This is a genomic window from Sulfuritalea sp., from assembly GCF_017302275.1.
Taxonomy (GTDB): domain Bacteria; phylum Pseudomonadota; class Gammaproteobacteria; order Burkholderiales; family Rhodocyclaceae; genus Sulfuritalea.
The window spans coordinates 131530-153456 of sequence record NZ_JAFLDR010000005.1; the positions used below are offsets into that span (position 1 = coordinate 131530).

The following is a 21927-nucleotide window of genomic DNA, read 5'->3' on the forward strand; positions in this document are numbered from 1 at the left end:
GCATCAGTCCCTGTCGGCCTCGAAAACCATGGTTTCCAGCGCAAGCAATCCTGGCGGCATGCGCTCCTCGTTTTCCAGTCCGCACAGCTCCTCGATCCGGCTCGTCATCAGCGGGCAGCGCACGATGTTCGAAAAGCCGGCGGCAGCCAGCGCGTGGCGCATGGCCTTGTCGTCGTAGATGAACTGGTGGCCCCAGTCGCGTACCGAATTGTTGATCACATAGATGTCCTCGGCAGCCGGAGCCCAGGGCAGGAAACGCTGCTTCGACCAGTCCAGGTAGGCTTGCTGGAGCGCGGATTTCTCCGGCGTGTAGAGGTCGACCAGGAAGGCGAAGTCCGGCGTCGCGAGCCGCATTGTGCCACCGCGACGGAGGATGCGCCGGCATTCGGCGAGCAGATCGCGGCCCTGCGCATACGCCATGTGTTCGATGAGATGTTCGCTGAATATGTAGTCGAAGCTCTGGTCGGGAAAGGGCAGTGGACGGGTTGCGTCGAGCGGCAGGACACCCGGCACCCGGGGTCGCAGGTCGGTGTTGAGCCAGCCCTCGAGCAGATGGTCGCCGCAGCCGATGTGCAGCTTGCGCGTCGCATGCGCGGCCAGGTAATCGCCGGCCGCCTTCTGCGCCGGCAAGCCAGCCGACGGGGCCCCGGGCACGGGCGCCATTTCGTAGACCAGGCGGCGGGTCATAGCCCAGCCGGGCATCAGCCTGGCCTCCGCGCCGTCGGGCAGCCTTACCTCGAAGCGGGAGGTCGCCACGCCTTGCGCGGCATCCTGCAACACCGTGCGGCGGACTTCGGCATAAATCGTCTGCCGCATTTCCTGTCCGAGCGCAGCGGGACCCAGTTGGCGCACGAGGTCGTACTTGACCTGCAGGTAGATCGCATTGATCCGCTGGTTGACCCACCGGTCGCGGACCTCGTGGAAGCGGGTGCGCTCTTCGTCGCCATGCGGCAGCGAGGAAATCAGCCGCCCCGGAAAGGGCGCCGGGCGCCGGCCGAGCCTTTCGAGCCGGAGATAGATGTCGTTGTCTTCGCTGCCCCAGCCAGCCAGGACCTCGTCGTAGCCGCCGATGCGCTCGAAATCGGCGCGGGCGCACAGATGCATGCCCCATTGCTCCCAGGCGACCGGTTGCGGGCGATAGTAGGAACCCTCGCGCAGCAGGGGTGCGAGCGTCGCCGCGAATTCGTCCGCGATCAGGATGTCGGCATCGATAAAGCACAGCCACGGTGCGGTGGCGGCGCGGGCGCCCAGGTTGCGGGCACGCGAGGCGCTGAACAACGGCGCGTCCCTGACATGGACGACGCGAACGGCAGGAAAGTGTTCCGCGACCCACAGGCGGGTCTGGTCCGGACAGTCGTAATCGACCACCACGCATTCCGCGCCGGGCTGGCGCGCGAGCAGCGGCAGCGACTGCCGCAGGTGATGCAGGCGACCCTTGCAGGTGACGATGAAGGCGATCTTGGTCAGTGAGCCCATGGTTGCCGTGTCGCCAGCGACCGAAGGAAGCCCATGTGGGGCGCCGGCTTTCGAGCCACGCAGGGCTCCACTCGCGCCGGGGATTCATGTCGGATGCGGACCGGGAAGATAAGCATGTTCATGCGTCGACCTTTGCGGGAGCGCCTCAATAGCCGGCCGGGATCACCGGATGGTGCCCCGTCTTGCGGATCACCGCCAGCGCGTCGGCGGTAACCGCCAGCGGCCAGCGCGGGGAAATGCTGTCGAAGAACCGGATCGACTGCACATGTTCGACCAGGTAGGCGTAGTCGGCCTGGTCCAGCGCCAGCCGCATTCCGGGCCTTCGTTCCGGAAGCCCGCGGAGGAAGTCGCGGGTGAGCGTGATGTTCGGCAATTCGAGCCCGGCCGGCTGGTAATGGAGGTCCTCGACGATGTAGAGCCCGCCGTCTGCCAGGTGCCGGAACAGGATCGCCAGGGAAATCTGCTGGTGGTGCGAGGCATGGCTGCCGTCGTCGATGATGATATCGAACTTGCTGCCGACCTTCGCCGCCACCGCGTCCAGTTCGCCCCGGTTGCCCTGGTCGGCCTGCCATACGCGCGCACGTTCGTTGGAAAAGCGCGAGAAGTCGACGATGTCGAGGCCGTGGATTTCGGCCCGGGGCAGGTAATCCGACCACATGCGCAGGCTCGGGCAGGCGAGCTGGTCGATGTCCTGCGGGCGTTCGGCCTGGACCTGGCCGTGCACCAGGCCGATCTCCAGCATTCGCAAGGGCGCCTCGCGCAAGGGCGCCAGCAGCGCCTGGTAAACGCGGGTGTAGCCGTGGGCGCAGTTGTAGGTCGTGCCCTTGTCGCTGCAATAGCGGTTGGCCAGTCGCGTCAGTTCGTCGTCGGGCCAGAGCTCGGGAGCCATTGCAGTTGCTTTCCAAGTGATGTGAGCAGGGCCGAGGCGGAAATCGCCTCGGCCAGGTTGGTCATCGTCGTGGCGGGCGGTGTCGCCATTTCCGCCACCAGTTCGGTGCGATCCTGGCGCAGCATGGCAAGCGTCGCCGTGTGGCACTGGAGCAGCACCGCCACCAGTTGTGGATCGAGCTCCCTCGATGGCGAAAGGCGCGGGCTGAAGAAAGCGCCGGTCGGGTCCACGCCTAGCGTAGTGCCATGCGGCGCCGGATTGAGCACTTCGATGCCGGGCGAATAGGGATTCAGCGCCGACGAGCGCAGCGCGAAGCCGAAATCCAGCTTGTCGGAAGCGACCACCTCCTGCGGCGCGACGCGGGCCAGCGGCCAGTTGTCGATGAATATCAGGGCAAACAGCCGTACCCGGATATCGTGGCGATGGGCGAAGCCGTGCCAGGAACTGCCGGTGGCGGCGATGTCGCACACCAGGCTGTCGCGCAGGCCGCGCTGCAGCAGGTAGTCGCGTTCCGCCGTGCCGCCGCTGGACAGCGCGTCGCGCGAGACGTGGATGTATTCGGACGCTTCGCCGGGAAACAGGGTGGAAAAGATGTCCGCTGCCAGGTAGCAGTCGCGCGCGCTGAACAGGATCTTTTTCGCCCCGGCGGCGTCACGTCGCGTACGCAGCATATGCGTCAGGAAGACCAGCAGCGGCAGGTTGAACTGGCAGGCATGCCGCCACAGTTCATGCGCCGGGTTGCCGGCGTCGTGGGGATTGCGCAGGCGCAGGCTGCGCATGATCCGCGCCAGCGCGCGAAAGCCATTGCCGGCGACCATGGATTCGGCGCGACTGGGCTGGGTGCCGGTGTAGTGGATGGTCGGGATGCCGTGCCGGCGCGGGGTTTCAACGTCGGAATGCAGGTTGTCGCCGACGTGGGTCGCGATGATCCAGCGCGATGCGAGCTCCGGCCAGATGCGGCCGAAATGCTTGCCAAGGTTGCTGACGTAGAGCTGCACGTGGGTACGCAGCCCGACGTGCTGCAGCAGGCGGCGCAGAACCTCCGGCGGCAGGTACATGTCCGAAATGACCAGGTCGCCTTCGCGCACGCGCCGCAGGTTTTCCGCGACGGGAACGGCATTGTCGAATTCGGCGTCGATCTCCGCCACCAGCAGGCGCGCGGCATCGGCACGGGTCAGGGTGCCGCTGTCCACCAGCAGGGTGTAGATGTCGTGGATGTCGAACGCCGGCCGGATTTCGGCGAGCCGCAATTCCGCCGCGCGGCGGGCGGCGGCGAAGCCGCTGGCGCCGAAGGCGCGCTCGATGATGGTAAAGATCCCCTGCGCATCGACGCATTTGCGTGCGAGCAGCGTATCGAACAAGTCGAAAGAATTGACCGTCGTGCGCAGCCCGGTCATTCCTGCCACAGTTCCCCGCTGCCCTTGACTGCGGATTCGAGTCCGAAATGGCGCCAGATGCTCGGTGTCGCGACCCGCCCGCGCGGCGTGCGTTGCAGGTAGCCCTGCTGGATCAGGTAGGGTTCCAGCACGTCCTCGATGGTGTCGCGCGCCTCGCCGATGGCGGCCGCGAGATTGTCTACGCCGACCGGTCCGCCGCCGAACTTTTCCAGCATGGCGCCGAGCAGCTTGCGGTCCATCACGTCGAGGCCGAGGTGGTCCACGTCGAGCATGGTCAGCGCCGCATCGGCGACGGCGCGCGTGATCCTGCCGTCGGCCTTGACCTCGGCGAAATCGCGCACCCGACGCAGCAGGCGGTTGGAGATGCGCGGCGTGCCGCGCGAGCGTTTGGCAATCTCCGTCGCGCCTTCCTCGACAATGTCGCAATTCAACAAGTGCGCCGAGCGGCGCACGATCAGAGCGAGTTCCTCGGGCGTGTAGAACTCAAGCCGGGCAACGATGCCGAAGCGGTCACGCAGCGGGTTGGTCAGCATGCCGGCGCGCGTGGTGGCGCCGATCAGCGTGAAGGGCGGCAGGTCGAGCTTGACCGAGCGAGCCGACGGCCCTTCGCCGATCATGATGTCGATCTGGAAGTCTTCGAGGGCCGGGTAGAGGATTTCCTCGACCACCGGCGAGAGGCGATGGATCTCGTCGATGAACAGCACGTCGTGCGGTTCGAGGTTGGTCAGCATCGCGGCGAGGTCGCCGGCGCGTTCCAGCACCGGGCCCGAAGTCTGGCGCAGGTTGACCCCCATCTCGTGCGCGATGATGTGCGCCAGCGTGGTCTTGCCCAGCCCCGGCGGGCCGAACAGCAGCACGTGGTCCATCGATTCCGAACGGCGCTTGGCCGCCTCGATGAAAATTTCCAGCTGTCCGCGGATCTTCTGCTGGCCGACGTAATCGGCGAGCTTGCGCGGCCGCAGCGCGCGCTCCAGCACGTCTTCCTGGTTCGATTCCTTGCCCGCCGAGATCAGGCGCTCGGGCTCGGCGGCGGCGAATTTGTCGGTCTGGATTGTCATGACGCGAGTTTAACCCTCAGCCGGTCTTCGACAGCAGCTTGAGCGCGGCGCGGATGCCATCCGCCACCGACGCATCGGGCGCCAGCCCCTTCATGGCCGAAGCCGCTTCGCGCTCGTTGTAGCCCAGCGCCAACAGCGCATTCATGATGTCGGAAGCGGCATCCGCCGCCGTGTCGCCAGCGCCGACTCTTGCGCCGCCGACGGCGAGCGTCTTCGGCAACCGGTCGCGCAGTTCCAGCAGCAGGCGTTCGGCGGTTTTCTTGCCGATGCCCGGTACCTTGGTCAGCCGTCCGGCTTCCTGCAGGGTGACCGCCTGCGCCAGTTCCGCCACTGACATGCCGGAGAGCACCGCCAGCGCCGTGCGCGCGCCGATGCCGGAGATCTTCAGCAACTGGCGAAAGGCCGCGCGTTCTCCTTCCGAGGCGAAGCCGTAGAGGAAGTGGCCGTCTTCGCGCACGATCAGGTGGGTATGCAGCGTCACTTTTTCGCCGCTGGCCGGCAGGTTGTAGAAGGTGCTCATCGGCACGTCGATTTCATAGCCGAGGCCATGGACGTCGACGGTGATGGCGGGAGGGTTCTTTTCGACGAGGATGCCGCTGATGCGTCCGATCATGGGGTCGTCTCCGGGCGGGATGGAGCGGTGCCGAGCGCCAGCTCCTGGATACGCGATGCGATGTTGCCGATCACCGCATTCTGGTCGAAGTTGGCGTACTTCCGGGCGAAGGCCAGCGCATTCTGGCGGAGGCCGGGTTCCTGCAACACGCGCTGGAGCATCGCGGCAAGCTCGGTGGGAGGCTGTTCGGGATGCTGGACCAGGCCGGCACCCATGTTTTCCACCCGTTTCGCGAACAGGTACTGCTCCAGGTGGCCGGGCATCATGAGCACCGGCTTGCCGGCCATGAGGAAGGCCACGGTCGCCGCCGCGCTGGCATAGGTAAGGGCGGCATCGGCCTGGGCCGCGACCTTCTTGAGGTCCGCCGGGCGCGGCGAGAAGGCAAGGTGGGGCGCGGCGTAGCGGGCGACCAGCGTGGCCGGCAGGTTCGGCGCGTAGATCAGCACGCTGCCTCGCAGCGCATGCAGCGCCTGCAATGCCGCCTCGAGGTGCAGGGTGTCCGCACGCAGGTAGGAGAACACGCGGGGACCGGGCACCGCCGGCCAGTCGCTGTCCTCGGCCACCGCGGCGGGCAGCATGCCCCAGTAGCGCGCCGGACCACGTTGGGGGTAATGATCAAGTTCGGGGAAGCTCAGCAGGCTGTCCTCGGCAACGCAAAAGAGCCGGGCAAAATACTCCAGCGGCGGCTTCCCGAAGTTCGCCAGCACCGCGTTGACGCTCCCCAGCGCAAGGCGGTCGGCGCCCGCGAGTTGCTCGTCCGCGACGGGTGACCAGGGCCGCATGTTGGGGGTCGGATGGATCTGCGGCGGGGTGAAAAAGCCGCTGCCGAAAATCATGGCCGGCTTGCCGAGCGTGCGCGCGGCGAGGATGGCGGTCGGCGCGTGGTCGGCAAGCAGCAGCGAACTGTCGGAAAGCCGCAGCAGTTCGCGCCAGGCGACGACCAGGCCGAGCAGGTCCCGGGGATCGGCATAGCCGAAGCGCAGCAGTATGTCGGCGTAATTGATCGGCGGGCCCGGGCGCGGCTGCTCGGGCATGACCGGTGCCTGCAGCCAGGCAAAGCCGGATTCGGGCAGCAGGCGAACCGCCTGGTGGGGTTGCGTCACCGCCCAATGCACGTCCATGCCGCGCTGGCGCAGTTCCCTTGCCACCGGCAGGAAGGTGCCGACATGCCCGAGGTTCGCGCCGAACTCCCAAGCGTACATCACGGCCGGCCGGGTTGCCGTGCCGTGCCCTGCGCCTGGTGTATCCCCATCCACTACAGCAACCTCCCGCCGCGCACACGCCTGCCCAGCGTCGCCAGCCCGCCCATGCCCTGCCCGCCGTGGGCGTGGGCGATGGCGCAGGCCAGGGCGTCGGCGGCGTCGGCGCTGGGTGTGCCCGGCAGCCCGAGCAGGCGCGCGACCATGGCCTGCACCTGTTCCTTGGCCGCCTTGCCGTGGCCGACCACGGCCTGCTTGACTTGCAGCGCGGTGTATTCCGCCACCGGCAGGTCGGCCGTCACCAGCGCGGCCACCGCCGCGCCGCGTGCCTGGCCGAGCAGCAGCGTGGATTGCGGATTGACATTGACGAAGACGATTTCGACCGCCGCCTGCCGCGGCTGGTAGGTGGCGATGATCTCGGTGATTCCATCGAGCAGGGTCTTGATGCGTTGCGGCAGGGTGTTCTCGACATCTGTCCTGATGCAGCCGCTGGCGACGTAGGCGAGCTGGCTGCCGGTCTTGTCGATGATCCCAAACCCGGTGCTTCTCAATCCCGGATCAATACCCAGAATGCGCAAGGATGTGGCCGCAGTCGCGTTCATTTGCGAGCAAGATACACGCCCCATACCGCCAGCGCCATGCCCGCCAGCGCCATGCCGGCCAGGCGCTCGTCGAACAGGAACCAGGCGATCAGCGCGGTGCACGGCGGCACCAGGTAGAACAGGCTGGCGAGGTTCACCGCCGTGCCCTTGCGGATCAGCATGTTGAGCAGGGAGATCGCTCCCAGCGATAGCACCAGCACCAGCCAGGCCAGGGCGAAGATGAAATCGGGTGCCCATTCGACGCGGAAATTGTCGGACAGGCCTACCACGATCCCCGTCGCCACGGCGGTTGGCAGGAACTGCGCGATGGCGCCGGTGCGCCAGTCGAAGCTGGGACAGAAGCGCTTCTGGTACAGCGTGCCGGCAGTGATGCCGGCGAGTGCCGCCAGCGCCGGCCACAGCGCGTCGAGGCCGAAGCCGCTGCCGATCTTGCCCGAGACCACCATGGCGACGCCGACGAAACCCAGCACCAGACCCAGCCATTGCCGGGCCAGCACGGCTTCGTTGAGCAGCCAGCCGGCGCCCACCGCGGTCAAGAGCGGCTGGATGCCGACCACCAGGCTGGCGACACCGGCCGGCAGGCCCTTGGAGATCGAGACGAAGACGCCGCCCAGATAGATCGCATGCACCAGTAGGCCGGAAACCCCGATGTGGAACCACTGCCGCCCATCCTTCGGCCAGGGCGCACGCATTGCCAGCGCGATCACGGTCATCAGCGAAACCACCAGCAGGTAGCGGACCAGCAGGAAGGAGAGCGGCTCGGCGTGCGGCAGGCCGTACTTGGCGCCGATGAATCCGGTGCTCCAGAGTATGACGAAGAGCAGCGGGGCGAAGCGGAGCACGGGCGACGATGACACGCTATTCGTCGATCACGGCGGTGGTGTAGACCTCCTGCACGTCATCCAGGGATTCCAGTGCGTCGAGCAGTCTCTGCATTTTCAGCGCGTCCTCGCCGGCGAATTCGGTTTCGTTCTGCGGCTTCATCGTGACTTCGCCGAATTCCGGCTTGAAGCCGGCCTTTTCCAGCGCGTCCTTGACGTTGGCGAAATCGTTGGGCGGCGTGATCACCTCGATCGAGCCGTCCTCGTTGCCCACCACGTCGTCGGCACCGGCCTCGATCGCCGCGTCCATCAGCTTCGCCTCGTCGGTGCCGGGGGCGAAGATCATCTGCCCGCAATGGGTGAACAGGAAGGCCACGCTGCCGTCGGTGCCGAGGTTGCCGCCGTGCTTGGCGAAGGCGTGGCGCACCTCGGCCACGGTGCGGGTCTTGTTGTCGGTGAGGCAATCCACCATCACCGCGGCGCCGTTGATGCCGTAGCCTTCGTAGCGGATTTCTTCGTAATTGACGCCTTCGAGCTGGCCGGTGCCGCGCTTGATGGCGTTGTCCATGTTGTCCTTGGGCAGGCTCTGCGCCTTGGCTTTTTCGATCGCTAGGCGCAAGCGCGGGTTGCCGCCGGGGTCGCCGCCGCCCATCTTCGCGGCGACGGTGATTTCCTTGATCAGCTTGGTGAAGACCTTGCCCCGCTTGGCGTCCTGGCGCCCCTTGCGGTGCTGGATGTTGGCCCATTTGGAATGTCCGGCCATAGTCGTTTCCCTGGTTGCGCGGCGTTGCCGCGTTGTTGTCACTTAGAATTGCAATTTTAACATCCGGGGGAATCCCAGCCATGGCCCAAGCCCTGCCCATCGCCAAGAGCGGCGAGATCGAACTCGTCCTGCTGTCGCAACTGGCCAACCGCCATGGCCTGATCACTGGCGCCACCGGCACCGGCAAGACGGTGACCCTGCAGCGGGTCGCGGAGCAACTGTCGCTGGCCGGCGTGCCGGTGTTCCTCGCCGATGCCAAGGGCGACCTTTCGGGTCTCGGCGCCGCCGGCGTCGCCTCCGACAAGCTCAAGGCGCGGCTCGAAAAAATGCGCGTCACGGACTGGCAGCCGCGCGCCAACCCGGTGGTGTTCTGGGATGTGTTCGGCGAGGCCGGCCACCCGGTGCGGGCCACGGTATCCGACATGGGGCCGCTGTTGCTGGCGCGCCTGCTCAACCTCAACGATACGCAGTCGGGCGTGCTGCAACTGGTGTTCAAGATCGCCGACGACCAGGGCCTGCTGCTGCTCGACCTCAAGGACCTGCGCGCCATGGTGCAATACGTCGGCGACAACGCGGCGCAGTTCAAGACCGAGTACGGCAATGTCTCGGCGGCGTCGATCGGCGCCATCCAGCGCGGCCTGCTGACACTGGAGGAGCAGGGCGGCGACAAGTTCTTCGGCGAGCCCATGCTCGACATCCAGGACCTGATGCAGACGGTGGATGGCAAGGGCGTGATCAACGTGCTGGCCGCCGAAAAGCTGATGAATTCGCCGCGCCTCTATGCCTGCTTCCTGCTCTGGCTGCTGGCCGAGCTGTTCGAGCAGCTGCCGGAAGCGGGCGACCTGCCGAGGCCCAAGCTGGCCTTTTTTTTCGATGAGGCCCACCTGCTGTTCAACGATGCGCCGCCGGCGCTGCTGGAAAAGGTCGAGCAGGTGGTGCGCCTGATCCGCTCCAAAGGTGTCGGCGTTTACTTCGTCACGCAGAACCCGCTCGACATCCCCGACACGGTGCTCGGCCAGCTGGGCAATCGCGTGCAGCATGCGCTGCGCGCCTTCACGCCGCGCGACCAGAAGGCGGTCAAGTCGGCGGCGCAGACCCTGCGCGCCAATCCGAAATTCGATGCCGAAGCGGCGATCATGGAACTCGGCGTCGGCGAGGCCCTGGTGTCCTTCCTTGACGAGAAGGGCAGCCCGACGGTGGTCGAGCGCTGCTTCGTCCTCGCCCCCGGGTCGCGCATCGGTCCGATGACGCCCGAGGAACGCCAGGCGGCCATGGCGGGATCGCTGGTGGCGGGCGTTTACGAAAAGCTGGTGGATCGAGAATCGGCCTACGAGAAACTCAAGGGCGCACGCGCGGGCGAGGCACAAGAAGTCGGCGCTGGCGACACGGCGATGCAGGCTCCTGCGGCAGGCACGGCGCCCGCCCAGGCGCCGGCCGAAGGCGGCGGCCTGCTCGGCGGCCTCGGCGACATGCTGTTCGGCAGCACCGGCCCGCGCGGCGGCCAGCGTGACGGCCTGGCGCAGTCGATGGCCAAGACCGTGGTACGCACCATCGGCTCGCAGGTCGGGCGCGAGATCGTGCGCGGCGTGCTCGGTTCCATCCTGGGTGGCCGGCGCCGCTGAGCCGCGGCGCGCAAGCTCGGCGGGATTTCGGATCGCCTGCCGGCGACGTTCGCACCTATAATCCGGCGACGATGAAGGCATATTCATTTCGCTTCGGGCGCGCCGCGCGCACGCGATGGCAGCGCGCGCTGCCGCTCGTGCTCGCTTTCATCGGCGGGCCGGGAATGGCGCAGCAGGTTTCCGAGAAGGACTATTTCGACGAGTTGCCGGTGGTGTTGTCGGTCAGCCGCCTGGCCCAGCCATTGCGCGATGTGCCGGGCTCGGTCACCGTCATCGACCGCGACCTGATTCGCCGTTCCGGGGCGCGCGAGGTCGCCGATCTGCTGCGCCTGGTACCCGGCTTCCTTTACACGGCGCGCAGCGGTGCCAACCCGCAGGCGAGCTACCACGCCGGCATGGATACCTACGGCGCGCGCATGCAGGTGTATGTCGATGGCCGCTCGCTGTACTCCTCTTTCCTGTTCGGTGACACCAACCTCGGGCTGCGGGGCATCATTCTCGAGGAGATCGAACGCATCGAGGTGCTGCGCGGTTCGAACTCGGCGTCATACGGCGCCAACGCCTTCCTGGGCGTGGTCAACATCGTCACGCGGAATGCGGCCGATACCCATGGCACGATGGTATCCCTGACCGGGGGCGACGGGGGCGTCAATGACAATGTCGCCCGTGTCGGCTGGGGCGACGAGAAGGCCGGATTCAGGGTCGTTGCCGCCCGGCGCAGCGACAGCGGCATCGATGGCATCTACGACGACAGCCGCGTTTCACGATTGCAGTTTCGTGCCGACTGGACGCCCTCGCTGAACGACGACGTGATGTTCCAGCTCGGTGCCGGCGAGATATCGCGCGGCGACGGCACCGGCACCGCCAGCAATCCGCGGCGGACCATAGGTCAGGCTACAGTACATGCGTTGCTGCGCTGGCAACGGCGGCTGGGGGGCGATGAAAAGCTGGACCTGCGTTTCAGCCACGAGCGCGAGGCCTTTGCCGACCGCGCTCTGGTGACCGGCGCGGTCCTGGGTCCGGTCAGCGCGATCAATGATTCCAACGGCAACGTGCGGCGCAGCGAGCTTGGCCTGCAGCACAGCTTTGCCTGGAACGACGCGGTACGCGTCGCATGGGGGGGCGAGTGGCGCCATGAAGTCCTGCATGCCCCGGCCCTGTATTTCGGCGCCGGCGACCTTTCCCTGCACCAGTGGCGCGCGTTTGGCACGCTGGAATGGCGGCCCCATGAGCAATGGCTGTTGCAGGCGAGCGGCATGCATGAAAGCCACAGCTACACCGGCAGCGCCCTTTCGCCCCGCCTGGCGGCCAATTTCCACCTGACGTCGGACCACACCCTGCGCGCCGGCGCAAGCAGATCGCAGCGCGCACCGAACTTCTACGAACTGCGCGCCGATACTCGCCTGTTCAACCTGTCCCCGGGCAATGCGTTCGTACCCGTTGGCGCGCAGATTCCTGGGGTCGGCTGGCTATTTCTGTCGTCCGGCACGGTCAAGGCGGAGACCCTGATCAGTCAGGAACTCGCCTACCTGGGACACTTTCGTGAGATCAACCTGAAGGTCGACGCGCGCGCCTTCATCGAGCGTATGAACGACCGCGTCGCTGTCGAAGGCAGAAATCTGCCCAATCCGGCCCTGGTTCCGGTGCCATTCGTCGCGGTCGGTGACTTCGTCAACCGCCCCGGCCCGCGCTTGCATGGCTTCGAATACCAGTTCGATTGGCGACCGCTGGCGGATACCCGCCTGATGTTTTCCGAGCTGCAGATTCGCAGCAAGGCCGGCTGGAACGCCGCCGAGGCACTGGAAGCTCCGGAGCGCTCCAGTTCCCTGACATGGTTGCAGAAGTTGCCGGGCAACGTCGACTTCACCGCGATTTCGACCGCATCGACGCCTTTCAAATGGGCCGGTGGCGGCGACCTGATCAATACGCCGCGCCGGCTCGACTTGCGCTTGGGCAAGCCCTTCGCCATCGGCGCGACGCGCGGAGAAGTCAGCGCGACGGTGCAAGCGGTCAATGGCGGCCACCAGATCTACAAGATGACCCAGCGCTTCAACCGGCGCGGCTTCGTCAACCTGCGGCTGGATTTTTAGGCAATGCACGGCCGATTGGCGAAGCTCGTCGCGACCGCCTGCCTATGTCTAATGACATATGGATCGGCCTGGGCGGCGGGAGCGATTTCGGTCTGGGTCGCCCTTTCGGAAGACGGCGGCGCGCATGCCGAGGCTGCACAGGCCTTGCGGGCGGAACTCGATCGGACGCCAGCATCGCGCATCGACTGGCAGGTCGCGCACTGGACCCGCTTCACGAGTTCCAAACCGGAACCGCAGTGGGTGGTCGCAATCGGCGCGACGGCGCAGCGCGCCATGCAGGAACTGTTCGCCGACGATGCCACGCCGCCGCCCCTGCTGTCGCTGCTGGTGCCGCGTTTCGCCTTCGAGCGCATCGCCGATCCCGGCCGCCTGCGTGCCGGGACGCTCTCAGCGGTGTACCTCGACCAGCCGCCGGCGCGTCAACTCGACCTGATCCGGCTGGCGCTGCCGGACGTACGCAATCTCGGCATGCTGGTGGGCGCCGAATCGAAGGCACATGTCGTCGCATTCGACAAGGCGGCGAAGGAACGTGGCATCAATGTGGTGGTGGCGCAGGCCGAAACGGAGCGGCTGTTCCCGACCTTGCAGGCTATGCTGTCCGAGGTCGAAGCGCTGCTCGCCGTGCCTGATCCGGCGGTATTCAACAGCAAGTCGGCGGCCAACATACTGATGACGGCCTATCGAAGTCGGGTACCGCTGGTCGGCTTTTCACCGGCCTACGTGAAGGCCGGTGCGCTGCTTGCCGTGTATTCGACGCCGGTCCAGATCGGTACTCGTGGTGGCGCAATGTTGCGCCAGGCTCTGGCAGGCCGGAACCTGCCGCCCCCGCAATGGCCAAGCGATTTCGTCGTGTCGGTTAGCCTGGACGTGGCGCGCTCGCTCGGCTTCGTGTTGCATGGTCCGCAACTGGAAGAGCAATTGCGCCAGAAGGAGCGTCCATGAGCATGCAAAGGAGCCTGCGCGCGCGCCTGCTCGTCTCCGCCCTGCTGCCGGTGACACTCGTCGCCGTGCTGCTGACGATACTTTTCATGTCGCGTGCCATCGATGACCTCGAGCAGGGGTTGCAGACGCGTGGCAAGGCGATCGCTCGGCAGATGGCCAGCGCGGCGGAGTTCGGCATCTTCGCCGGACAGCGTGCCGGGCTTTCCATTCTGACCGAATCGGCTTTGCGCATCGATCCTGATGTCCGGGGCGCGGCGATCGTGCAGGAGACGGGTGCGATCATGGCGCGCAGTGGCGAACTGAATCTCGCCGGCTGGCCCGCGCTTGGGCGTATCGAGGGCCATCGGGTGGAGTCCGGCGTGCTGCTGTTCATCGAACCGGTGATGCGCAGCAGCGTTCCCGTGGATGATATCTATGGAGGCGGGGCGCAAATACTGCCTGCGGCGGCGGTCGCCGTGGTCGGTCATGTCGTGGTGGAAATGTCGTTGCGCGCGGTCGCCGTCAGGACCGAGCGCCTGATTGCCATCGGCATCCTGATCGCTTTGCTGGGATCGGTGCTTGGTGGGTGGCTGGCGCGAATCATTGCGCGGGGAGTGACCGGCCCGCTGCTGGAAGCCAACGAAGTGGTCGAGCGCATCGGCGCCGGCGACATGACGGCGCGAATGGGTAGCAGATCGGCCGGCGCCCTGGGCAAGCTCGCAGCCGGTATCAACGACATGGCGGAGCGCGTCGGCCTGAACCAGGATGACCTGCGGGCGCGGATTGCGGAGGCCACCGCAGGACTGCAGCGCGAGAAGGAGGCGGCCGAGCATGCCACCATCGCCAAGTCGCATTTCCTCGCGGCGGCCAGCCACGATCTGCGTCAGCCCCTGCACGCACTGGGTCTCTTCGTTTCCGCGCTGGCGCAGTCCGACGCGGCGCGACGCGAACCGGAACTGGTGTCCAGTATCCAGTCCGGTGTGAATACCCTGCAGAACCTCCTCGACGCAATCCTGGACATTTCGCGTCTCGATGGCGGCAACCTGGTTCCGGAGATCGAACGTTTCCCCCTCGGCCCGGTGCTGGAGCGCGCGGTGGGCGACGTCGCATTGCTCGCCAAGGACAAGGGCCTGCGTTTGCGCGTGCGGCCGACCCGGGCCTGGGTACGCAGCGACCGCAAGATCGTCGAACGCATCCTGCTCAATCTGATCGGCAATGCCTTGCGCTATACGCGCAGCGGCGGAGTGCTAGTGAGCTGCCGGCAGCGCAAGGATGCCGTGCTGATCGAGGTGTGGGACACCGGGATGGGCATTCCGGACCATGCGCGCGAGGAAATCTTCGAGGAATATGTGCAACTCGACAACATCGAGCGTGACAGCGCCAAGGGGCTGGGACTGGGACTGGCGATCTGCCGGCGGCTGGCGGAACTCCTGGGCGTTCCGCTCGGTGTCCGCTCTCGTCCCGGACGCGGTTCCGTGTTCTGGATCCAGTTGCCGGTTGTTCCGCCGGCAGGCGCCGACGAGTCGGGCGGGATCGATGCGGCACGCGGCGAGTTGCTGGATTCGTCGGTCCACCTGTCGGGAACGGTGCTGGTGGTAGACGGTGATCCGCTGGTGCGGGCCGGAATGCAGATGGCAATCGCGGGCTGGGGCATTCGCGTGATGCTCGCCGCCAACCGCGAGGAAGCGCTGGGCTGCTGCCGCGGCGCGGAACCGGCACCGGATGTCGCGATATGCAATCTTCGCCTTCCCGGCCGCGTGTCCGGCATTGCCGTGGCCCAGGAGCTGCAGCGGGAATTCGGAGGCTGTGGCGTCCTGCTGATCGGAACGGAGCTCAGCGAAGAGGTTCTGGCGGAGGCGCGCGCTGCCGGATTTTCACTGCTGCGCCAGCCGCTGCCGCCCGGGAGACTCAGGGCGGCATTGCAGCAGATGTTGCCGATTGCCGCCTAGCTTCGTCTAGCGGCCCAACAGTTCAAGGCGGCGGCAAAGCTCTAATGTGGGTCCCGCCTGGTTCATCGAATAAAAGTGCAGGCCCGGCGCTCCGCATTCGACTAGGCGCTGGCACAACTCGGTCACCACGTCCAGGCCGAAGGCCCGGACGGAATCCGCATCGTCGCCGTAGCTTTCGAACTTGCGCCGCATCCAGCGCGGGATTTCGGCGCCGCATGCGTCGGAAAAGCGCGCCAGCTTGGAGAAGCTGGCGACGGGCATGATGCCCGGCACGATGGGCACGATTATGCCAAGTGCAATGGCCTCATCGACGAAATGTTCGTAGGCGTCGGCGTTGTAAAAGTACTGGGTGATCGCCGAGTTGGCCCCGGCGTCGATCTTGCGCTTGAAATTCAGCAGATCCTCGCGCGGGCTCTTCGCCTGCGGATGCCATTCCGGATAGGCGGCAACCTCGATGCGGAAGCGGTCGCCGGTTTCGGCGCGGATGAAGCCGACCAGCTCGTTGGCATGGCGGAACTCGCCGGCATCGACCATGCCCGAGGGCAGGTCGCCGCGCAGGGCGACGATGCGCCGTATGCCACTGTCGCTGAACTCGGCCAGCAGTTCGCGGATGCCGGCGCGGGTGGAGCCGATGCAGGAAAGGTGCGGCGCGGCATCGTGGCCTTCGGCGGCAATTTCCTTGACCACTGCCAGGGTGCGTTCGCGCGTCGAGCCGCCGGCGCCGTAGGTGACGGAAAAGAATTCCGGCTTCAGCACCGCCAGGCGCTGGCGCGTGAGGCGCAGCTTTTCCACGCCGTCGTCGGTATGCGGCGGGAAGAATTCGATGGATAGCTCAATACTCATCATGCGTTCCTAAAGTATCGGCCGCGGTGTCCGTCAGGCCTTCGGCGAACCCGGCAGCAGCTTGGTCAGCAGCCAGGAAATGACGCTGTACAGCGTCGAGCCGAGAATGCCTGCCCACAGGCCATCGACCACGAAGCCGTCGAGCAGCCAGGCGGCGAGGAGGAACATCAGGCCGTTGATGACGAAGATGAAGAGGCCCAGCGACAGCAGCGTCACCGGCAGCGTCAGCAACAGCAGCAAGGGCCGGATCACCGCGTTGATCAGGCCCAGCACCAGCGCCACCCCCAGGGCCGTCGCGAAACTCGCGACGTGGATCGAGGGCAGCAGCCAGGGCAGGGCCAGCAGTGCGGCGGCGTTGATCAGCCAGACAACAATCAGGCGCATGGCGGGATGTTCCGGGTGGCGTCGCTGGTGCTCAGTAGCGGTACTGGTTGGTCTTGTACGGGCCGGTCTTCGGCACGCCGATGTAGGCGGCCTGCTGGTCGGTCAGTTCCGACAACTGTGCGTTGAGCTTCTTCAGTTGCAGGCGCGCGACCTTTTCATCCAGGTGCTTGGGCAGCGTATAAACGCCTACCGGGTAGTCGGCATTGCGGGTGAACAACTCGATCTGGGCGATGGTCTGGTTGGCGAAGCTCGAGCTCATCACGTAGCTCGGGTGGCCCGTGCCGCAGCCGAGGTTCACCAGGCGGCCCTTGGCCAGCAGGATGATCCGCTTGCCATCGGGGAAGATGACGTGGTCGACCTGCGGTTTGATTTCTTCCCACTGGTACTTCTCGATCGAGGCGACGTCGATTTCGTTGTCGAAGTGGCCGATGTTGCAGACGATGGCCTGGTCTTTCATCTTCGCCATGTGGTCATGGGTGATGACGTGGTAGTTGCCGGTGCAGGTGACGAAGATGTCGGCCTTGTCGGCGGCATACTCCATGGTGACGACGCGGAAGCCTTCCATTGCCGCCTGCAGCGCGCAAATCGGGTCGATCTCGGTGACCCACACCTGGGCCGAGAGCGCGCGCATGGCCTGCGCCGAGCCCTTGCCGACGTCGCCATAGCCGGCGATCAGGGCCACCTTGCCGGCGATCATGACGTCGGTGGCGCGCTTGATGCCGTCCACCAGCGACTCGCGGCAACCATAGAGGTTGTCGAACTTCGACTTGGTCACGGAATCATTGACGTTGATCGCGGGGATCTTCAGTTCGCCGCGCTCGTGCATCTGGTACAGGCGATGCACGCCGGTGGTGGTTTCCTCGGTGACGCCCTTGATCTGGGCCAGGCGGGAGGAGTACCAGGTCTTGTCGACCGCGAGCTTGGCCTTGATCGCGGCGAACAGGATGCGCTCTTCCTCGGAAGTCGGCGCTGACAGCACGGCGATGTCCTTCTCCGCCCGCGAACCCAGATGCAGCAGCAGGGTGGCGTCGCCGCCGTCGTCGAGGATCATGTTCGAGTAGCCGCCGTCCGGCCATTCGAAGATGCGGTGGGTGTAATCCCAGTAATCAACCAGGGTCTCGCCCTTGACGGCGAACACGGCGATGCCGTCGGCGGCGATGGCGGCGGCGGCATGGTCCTGGGTCGAGAAGATGTTGCACGAGGCCCAGCGCACATCGGCGCCCAGAGCGGTCAGCGTCTCGATCAGCACCGCAGTCTGGATCGTCATGTGCAGCGATCCAGTGATGCGCGCGCCCTTCAGCGGCTGCGCCTTGGCGAATTCCTCGCGGATCGCCATCAGGCCGGGCATCTCGGTTTCGGCGATGCGGATTTCCTTGCGGCCCCAGGCGGCAAGCCCGAGGTCGGCAATGGCGTAGTCTTTTTGTTCAGTCACGGCGTTCATGATGGCTCCTTGAACTGTGACCGGGAGGGTGGCGAACTCACCCTTGCCCGGTACGGGTTGGGTGAGCGCAGTTTGAAAATGGTCCGAGCCTGGGGGGTATGCGGAACTACCCTTGCAGCGCTCCTCGGAAGCCGCACATTATATCTGTTTCCCGGAATTGCGTTGCGCACCGCCGCAAACCCGTCTATAATCGCTGCTCTCTGACGCGGGGTGGAGCAGTCTGGCAGCTCGTCGGGCTCATAACCCGAAGGTCGCAGGTTCAAATCCTGCCCCCGCAACCAATAAAAAGACAATAAGGCCAATCACTTGACGGTGGTTGGCCTTATTGCTTTGGAATTCACCGGACGTACGCTGCCGGATGGTTTCCCATGGGCTGAGGCCGTCGCGGTTCCGCCAATTCTCGTGTCGAGTCTGGCGACGCCTTCGGATTTCGAGAAAGCCCTGCCGCATACCGGCGGCCATTGCCGGCATTGCTGGCGGGGTCCGTGATTTCCTTCAAGGCTTTTTGCGCTTGCGCGTTCCGGCATGGGCTATGCTCTGTTTCGGGCAGGCACTTTCATCCCACGAGGAGATCATCATGCTGGTTCGTCGCCGTGTCTGGTTCTACCGCCTTGCCGGGGAGCGTTTCGCTCGCGCCATCACTTTCCGGATACCGATGACCGCGGCCAAGGTCAAGGCCGCGCTGGGGCAAACCGTGGGGATTCCGGCGGAAATCTGGGGCCGCTCCGCCTAGCGGACTTCCGGTGCCGGGCGAGGCGCGAAGCTGCTGCGCTTTTCGAGTTCCGGCAACGGCCCCGGCAACAGGGTGTCCGCCGCGACCGGTTCCACGCCGACGGGCGTGCGCGCACTGATGCGGGTCCGCTTAACGCGGTTGGAGCCGAGGAAGGCCGGCGGCATGATGTGCAAGGATTTCTTCTACCAACGGTTCTGCCAAGCGGCGAAAGAGACGAATTGCAAGTTCTCCGGCTTTGCCGAATGCTGCGATCGGTTGGTCTGCTGCGGACCGGAATCATGAGACCTCTGCTGCTTGCCCTGCTGTTCGTCACCGCACTGGCTCGCGCCGATGAGGTGCAGGTGGCTGTCGCTGCCAACTTCACCGCCCCGGCCAGGCAGCTCGCCCTTGATTTCGAAAAGGAAACGGGCCACAAGGCCGTGCTGGCTTTCGGCGCCACCGGCAAGTTCTACGCCCAGATCAGGAACGGCGCACCATTCGAGGTGCTACTCGCTGCCGATGACGAGACGCCGGCGAAGCTGGAGAAGGAAGGCGCCGCAATCAATGGCACGCGTTTCACCTATGCCGTCGGCCGCCTCGCGCTCTGGTCGGCAAAGGCGGGATATGTCGATGACAAGGGCGAGGTGCTCAGGCGCAATGAATTCCGCCACCTCGCGCTGGCCAATCCGCGGCTAGCCCCCTACGGCGCCGCCGCTGTCGAAGCTCTGACGGCGCTGAAACTACTCGACGCCAACCGGCCGAACTTCGTCCAGGCCGAGAACATTGCCCAGGCCCACCAGTTCGTCGCCAGCGGAAACGCCGAACTCGGCTTCGTCGCCCTTTCGCAGGTGATGAAGGACGGCAGGCTCGGCGAAGGCTCTGCCTGGGTGGTTCCCGCCAGCCTGCACCAGACCATCCGCCAGGATGCGGTCCTGCTCGCCAAGGGGCGCGGCAGGGCGGCTGCCGAGGCCTGGCTCAGTTTCCTCAAGGGCGAGCGCGCACGTGCAGTGATCCGCGGCTACGGCTACGAGATCTGATCGCACCGCTGGCAGCGCAAACTCGCGGTAGCATTCCGGCCATGTTTTCTCCAAGCGACCTCGCCGCGATCTGGCTCACGCTCAAGCTGGCGACCGTCACCACGCTGCTGCTGCTGCTGATCGGTACGCCGATCGCGTGGCGGCTGGCGCGCACGCGTTCCTGGTGGAAGGGGCCGCTGGCGGCCGTGGTCGCCATGCCGCTGGTCTTGCCGCCGACCGTGCTCGGCTTCTACCTGTTGCTGCTGATGGGCCCGAACGGTCCGGTCGGCCGCTTCACCGAATGGATAGGCATCGGCCTGCTGCCCTTCAGCTTCGGCGGCCTGGTGGTCGCCTCGGTGGTTTATTCGCTGCCCTTCGTCGTGCAGCCACTGCAGAACGCCTTCGAGGCCATCGGGGAGCGGCCGCTGGAGGCGGCCGCCACCTTGCGCGCTTCGCCGCTCGACGCCTTCTTCAGCGTCGCCGTGCCGCTCGCCCGGCCCGGCTTCCTCACCGCGACGATACTCGGCTTCGCCCACACCGTCGGCGAGTTCGGCATCGTGCTGATGATAGGCGGCAACATCCCGGACAAGACGCGCGTGGTTTCGGTGCAGATCTACGACCACGTCGAGGCGATGGACTACGCCGCCGCACATGGCCTGGCCGCCGGCATGGTGGCGTTCGCCTTCCTCGTGCTGCTGGCGCTCTACCTGCTGAATTCGCGGGGGCGCAAGTCGTGAGCGTCGCCGCCCGCTTCGCGCTGGCCTGGCCGGGATTTACGCTCGACGTCGACCTCGACCTGCCGGGCCGCGGCGTCACGGCGCTGTTCGGCCAATCGGGCTGCGGCAAGACCACCTTGCTGCGCTGCATGGCCGGGCTGGAACGCGGCAGCGGCCGGCTAGCGGTGAATGGCGAGACCTGGCAGGACGAGGCGAGCTTCATGCCGATCCACCGGCGTGCCCTGGGCTACGTGTTCCAGGACGCGCGGCTGTTCGCGCATCTCGACGTGCGCCGCAATCTCGACTACGGGCGGCGCCGCGCTTTTCGCCGTGCTGCCAGCGCCGACTCTTCGCGGCGCGATGCCATCATCGACCTGCTCGGCCTCGGTCCGCTACTCGAACGCATGCCGGAACGGCTGTCCGGTGGAGAGCAGCAGCGCGTGGCGATCGCCCGGGCGCTGCTTACGGCGCCGCGCCTGCTGCTGATGGACGAGCCGCTGGCCTCGCTCGACCATGCCCGCAAGCAGGAATTCCTGCCCTGGCTGGAACGCCTGCGCGAAGAGCTGGACATCCCGTTGATCTATGTCAGCCATGCCCCCGACGAGGTTGCGCGGCTGGCCGATCACATCGTGGTCATGGACGCGGGCCGTGCCGTGGCGCAGGGACCGCTGGCCGAGACCCTGGCGCGCATCGACCTGCCGATCCGGCTGGGCGAGGATGCCGGCGCCGTGTTCGCCGCCCGGGTGGCCGAGCGCGATGCCGAATGGCATTTGGCGCGCGTGGAGTTCGCCGGCGGCGAGCTCTGGGTGCGCGACAACGGCACGCCGGTCGGGCGCGAAGTGCGCGTGCGTATCCTGGCGCGCGACGTGTCGATCGCCAACAGCCGCCATGACGACGTCAGCATCCTGAACCTGCTCCCGGCCACGGTGGAGGCCGATGCCGCCGAGGACCATCCCTCGCAGGTGCTGGTGCAGTTGCGCGTCGGCGAAACCCTGCTGCTCGGCCGACTGACGCGGCGCTCGGCGCAACGCCTCGACCTTGCGCCCGGGCGCCAGGTCTGGGTACAGATCAAGGCGGTGGCGCTGGTCGGCTAGGTGGCATCGAGTTCGGCTTTGCGTTGCCGAAGGACCTCGACGCATTGGTCGCGAAGCACCCGCCATTCGCCCGCCAGTAGCCACCGGCGGGAATCGCTGTTTGGCCGTACGCGGCAGGATCTTGGCGTCAAGAGTCGGCGGCCCACAGGGACTTCCTTCGGTCGCCGGCGACACGGCGCGCGATGCAACGCTGCTATTGAGACTTCCGTAATTCATGACATCACCACAAGGTAGCCTGCATCCAGCAAGCGGCGATGATCGAGGGGCGCTTTTGAGCGCTCTTGAGTTTGTTGCGTGCGGTCGTGTGCAGTTCGCTCAGAT

The 21927-nt window shown here is 66.2% G+C and carries 21 protein-coding genes, 1 tRNA gene and 1 riboswitch; of the genes, 9 read left to right on the forward strand and 13 right to left on the reverse strand.

What is annotated here, in order from left to right:
* Nucleotides 1–3 precede the first annotated feature (3 nt).
* From J0M27_RS04415 to J0M27_RS04455, 9 genes are all read right to left on the reverse strand, one after another.
* Nucleotides 4–1476 carry a methyltransferase domain-containing protein gene (locus J0M27_RS04415; RefSeq protein ID WP_294987851.1) on the reverse strand — a complete coding sequence of 491 codons (1473 nt, stop codon included), beginning with the start codon at nucleotides 1474–1476 and terminating at the stop codon, nucleotides 4–6.
* A gap of 145 nt (nucleotides 1477–1621) precedes the next feature.
* Nucleotides 1622–2365 (reverse strand): hypothetical protein, encoded by a 744-nt coding sequence (locus J0M27_RS04420; protein WP_294987853.1) that lies wholly within the window; start codon nucleotides 2363–2365, stop codon nucleotides 1622–1624.
* Entirely contained in the window at nucleotides 2332–3762 is a 1431-nt protein-coding gene (locus J0M27_RS04425) for a hypothetical protein (protein WP_294987855.1), read from the reverse strand. Before J0M27_RS04425 ends, J0M27_RS04420 begins: the two co-directional genes overlap by 34 nt.
* Complete coding sequence (ruvB, locus tag J0M27_RS04430) at nucleotides 3759–4820, reverse strand: Holliday junction branch migration DNA helicase RuvB (protein WP_294987857.1); 1062 nt, start codon at nucleotides 4818–4820, stop codon at nucleotides 3759–3761. The genes J0M27_RS04425 and ruvB overlap by 4 nt, the downstream gene beginning before the upstream one ends.
* A gap of 16 nt (nucleotides 4821–4836) precedes the next feature.
* Nucleotides 4837–5433, reverse strand: a complete 597-nt coding sequence (ruvA, locus tag J0M27_RS04435) for a Holliday junction branch migration protein RuvA (RefSeq protein ID WP_294987859.1) — start codon at nucleotides 5431–5433, stop codon at nucleotides 4837–4839.
* Nucleotides 5430–6689 carry a hypothetical protein gene (locus J0M27_RS04440; protein WP_294987861.1) on the reverse strand — a complete coding sequence of 420 codons (1260 nt, stop codon included), beginning with the start codon at nucleotides 6687–6689 and terminating at the stop codon, nucleotides 5430–5432. Before J0M27_RS04440 ends, ruvA begins: the two co-directional genes overlap by 4 nt.
* Nucleotides 6689–7234 (reverse strand): crossover junction endodeoxyribonuclease RuvC, encoded by a 546-nt coding sequence (gene ruvC, locus J0M27_RS04445; RefSeq protein ID WP_294987863.1) that lies wholly within the window; start codon nucleotides 7232–7234, stop codon nucleotides 6689–6691. Before ruvC ends, J0M27_RS04440 begins: the two co-directional genes overlap by 1 nt.
* Nucleotides 7231–8091, reverse strand: coding sequence for a DMT family transporter (locus tag J0M27_RS04450; RefSeq protein WP_294987865.1), 861 nt, complete (start codon nucleotides 8089–8091; stop codon nucleotides 7231–7233). Before J0M27_RS04450 ends, ruvC begins: the two co-directional genes overlap by 4 nt.
* Nucleotide 8092: 1 nt before the next feature.
* Nucleotides 8093–8818 carry a YebC/PmpR family DNA-binding transcriptional regulator gene (locus tag J0M27_RS04455; RefSeq protein ID WP_294987867.1) on the reverse strand — a complete coding sequence of 242 codons (726 nt, stop codon included), beginning with the start codon at nucleotides 8816–8818 and terminating at the stop codon, nucleotides 8093–8095.
* 80 nt (nucleotides 8819–8898) lie between these two features.
* Between J0M27_RS04455 and J0M27_RS04460 the strand changes: the two genes are divergently transcribed.
* The 4 genes from J0M27_RS04460 (at nucleotide 8899) to J0M27_RS04475 (ending at nucleotide 15400) form a co-directional block, all read left to right on the forward strand.
* On the forward strand, nucleotides 8899–10440 hold the full coding sequence (locus J0M27_RS04460; protein WP_294987868.1) for a helicase HerA-like domain-containing protein: 1542 nt from the start codon (nucleotides 8899–8901) through the stop codon (nucleotides 10438–10440).
* 71 nt (nucleotides 10441–10511) lie between these two features.
* Nucleotides 10512–12530, forward strand: a complete 2019-nt coding sequence (locus tag J0M27_RS04465; RefSeq protein WP_294987870.1) for a TonB-dependent receptor — start codon at nucleotides 10512–10514, stop codon at nucleotides 12528–12530.
* A gap of 51 nt (nucleotides 12531–12581) precedes the next feature.
* Nucleotides 12582–13472, forward strand: coding sequence for an ABC transporter substrate binding protein (locus J0M27_RS04470; protein WP_294987871.1), 891 nt, complete (start codon nucleotides 12582–12584; stop codon nucleotides 13470–13472).
* Nucleotides 13469–15400: an ATP-binding protein gene (locus J0M27_RS04475; protein WP_294987873.1), complete on the forward strand. Its 1932-nt coding sequence runs from the start codon at nucleotides 13469–13471 to the stop codon at nucleotides 15398–15400. Before J0M27_RS04470 ends, J0M27_RS04475 begins: the two co-directional genes overlap by 4 nt.
* A 6-nt stretch (nucleotides 15401–15406) precedes the next feature.
* On the opposite strand, the gene metF is transcribed toward J0M27_RS04475, so the two are convergent.
* From metF to ahcY, 3 genes are read right to left on the reverse strand one after another with little or no spacing between them, the layout of a single operon-like run.
* Nucleotides 15407–16246 (reverse strand): methylenetetrahydrofolate reductase [NAD(P)H], encoded by an 840-nt coding sequence (metF, locus tag J0M27_RS04480; protein WP_294987875.1) that lies wholly within the window; start codon nucleotides 16244–16246, stop codon nucleotides 15407–15409.
* Between the two features lie 30 nt (nucleotides 16247–16276).
* Entirely contained in the window at nucleotides 16277–16627 is a 351-nt protein-coding gene (locus J0M27_RS04485) for a phage holin family protein (protein WP_294987877.1), read from the reverse strand.
* A gap of 31 nt (nucleotides 16628–16658) precedes the next feature.
* Nucleotides 16659–18068, reverse strand: a complete 1410-nt coding sequence (ahcY, locus tag J0M27_RS04490) for an adenosylhomocysteinase (protein ID WP_294987879.1) — start codon at nucleotides 18066–18068, stop codon at nucleotides 16659–16661.
* A gap of 56 nt (nucleotides 18069–18124) precedes the next feature.
* A riboswitch (S-adenosyl-L-homocysteine riboswitch) is annotated at nucleotides 18125–18199 on the reverse strand.
* A gap of 73 nt (nucleotides 18200–18272) precedes the next feature.
* Between ahcY and J0M27_RS04495 the strand changes: the two genes are divergently transcribed.
* Together J0M27_RS04495 and J0M27_RS04500 are read left to right on the forward strand one after the other, a co-directional pair.
* A tRNA-Met gene (locus tag J0M27_RS04495) sits at nucleotides 18273–18349 on the forward strand.
* 296 nt (nucleotides 18350–18645) lie between these two features.
* Entirely contained in the window at nucleotides 18646–18801 is a 156-nt protein-coding gene (locus tag J0M27_RS04500; RefSeq protein WP_294987881.1) for a hypothetical protein, read from the forward strand.
* On the opposite strand, the gene J0M27_RS04505 is transcribed toward J0M27_RS04500, so the two are convergent.
* A complete protein-coding gene (locus J0M27_RS04505; protein WP_294987883.1) occupies nucleotides 18798–18974 on the reverse strand; it encodes a hypothetical protein in 177 nt (58 codons plus the stop codon). The two genes, J0M27_RS04500 and J0M27_RS04505, sit on opposite strands and share 4 nt — an antisense overlap.
* A 105-nt stretch (nucleotides 18975–19079) precedes the next feature.
* Here J0M27_RS04505 and modA point away from each other — a divergent pair, with 105 nt between their 5' ends.
* Genes modA through modC form a run of 3 tightly spaced genes read left to right on the forward strand, consistent with a single transcriptional unit; the run spans nucleotide 19080 to nucleotide 21606 of the window.
* Nucleotides 19080–19817, forward strand: coding sequence for a molybdate ABC transporter substrate-binding protein (gene modA, locus J0M27_RS04510; protein WP_294987885.1), 738 nt, complete (start codon nucleotides 19080–19082; stop codon nucleotides 19815–19817).
* Nucleotides 19818–19858: 41 nt separating this feature from the next.
* Entirely contained in the window at nucleotides 19859–20533 is a 675-nt protein-coding gene (gene modB, locus J0M27_RS04515; RefSeq protein WP_294987887.1) for a molybdate ABC transporter permease subunit, read from the forward strand.
* Nucleotides 20530–21606, forward strand: coding sequence for a molybdenum ABC transporter ATP-binding protein (gene modC, locus J0M27_RS04520; protein WP_294987889.1), 1077 nt, complete (start codon nucleotides 20530–20532; stop codon nucleotides 21604–21606). The genes modB and modC overlap by 4 nt, the downstream gene beginning before the upstream one ends.
* Nucleotides 21607–21927: the final 321 nt, after the last annotated feature.

Bases quoted from the DNA above. Each gene is read 5' to 3' on its own strand.
- J0M27_RS04415 (WP_294987851.1), bottom strand. From the start codon at position 1,476: ATGGGCTCACTGACCAAGATCGCCTTCATCGTCACCTGCAAGGGTCGC.
- J0M27_RS04420 (WP_294987853.1), bottom strand. From the start codon at position 2,365: ATGGCTCCCGAGCTCTGGCCCGACGACGAACTGACGCGACTGGCCAAC.
- J0M27_RS04425 (WP_294987855.1), bottom strand. From the start codon at position 3,762: ATGACCGGGCTGCGCACGACGGTCAATTCTTTCGACTTGTTCGATACG.
- ruvB (WP_294987857.1), bottom strand. From the start codon at position 4,820: ATGACAATCCAGACCGACAAATTCGCCGCCGCCGAGCCCGAGCGCCTG.
- ruvA (WP_294987859.1), bottom strand. From the start codon at position 5,433: ATGATCGGACGCATCAGCGGCATCCTCGTCGAAAAGAACCCTCCCGCC.
- ruvC (WP_294987863.1), bottom strand. From the start codon at position 7,234: ATGAACGCGACTGCGGCCACATCCTTGCGCATTCTGGGTATTGATCCG.
- J0M27_RS04455 (WP_294987867.1), bottom strand. From the start codon at position 8,818: ATGGCCGGACATTCCAAATGGGCCAACATCCAGCACCGCAAGGGGCGC.
- J0M27_RS04460 (WP_294987868.1), top strand. From the start codon at position 8,899: ATGGCCCAAGCCCTGCCCATCGCCAAGAGCGGCGAGATCGAACTCGTC.
- J0M27_RS04465 (WP_294987870.1), top strand. From the start codon at position 10,512: ATGAAGGCATATTCATTTCGCTTCGGGCGCGCCGCGCGCACGCGATGG.
- J0M27_RS04470 (WP_294987871.1), top strand. From the start codon at position 12,582: ATGACATATGGATCGGCCTGGGCGGCGGGAGCGATTTCGGTCTGGGTC.
- J0M27_RS04475 (WP_294987873.1), top strand. From the start codon at position 13,469: ATGAGCATGCAAAGGAGCCTGCGCGCGCGCCTGCTCGTCTCCGCCCTG.
- metF (WP_294987875.1), bottom strand. From the start codon at position 16,246: ATGATGAGTATTGAGCTATCCATCGAATTCTTCCCGCCGCATACCGAC.
- J0M27_RS04485 (WP_294987877.1), bottom strand. From the start codon at position 16,627: ATGCGCCTGATTGTTGTCTGGCTGATCAACGCCGCCGCACTGCTGGCC.
- ahcY (WP_294987879.1), bottom strand. From the start codon at position 18,068: ATGAACGCCGTGACTGAACAAAAAGACTACGCCATTGCCGACCTCGGG.
- J0M27_RS04500 (WP_294987881.1), top strand. From the start codon at position 18,646: ATGCTGGTTCGTCGCCGTGTCTGGTTCTACCGCCTTGCCGGGGAGCGT.
- modA (WP_294987885.1), top strand. From the start codon at position 19,080: ATGAGACCTCTGCTGCTTGCCCTGCTGTTCGTCACCGCACTGGCTCGC.
- modB (WP_294987887.1), top strand. From the start codon at position 19,859: ATGTTTTCTCCAAGCGACCTCGCCGCGATCTGGCTCACGCTCAAGCTG.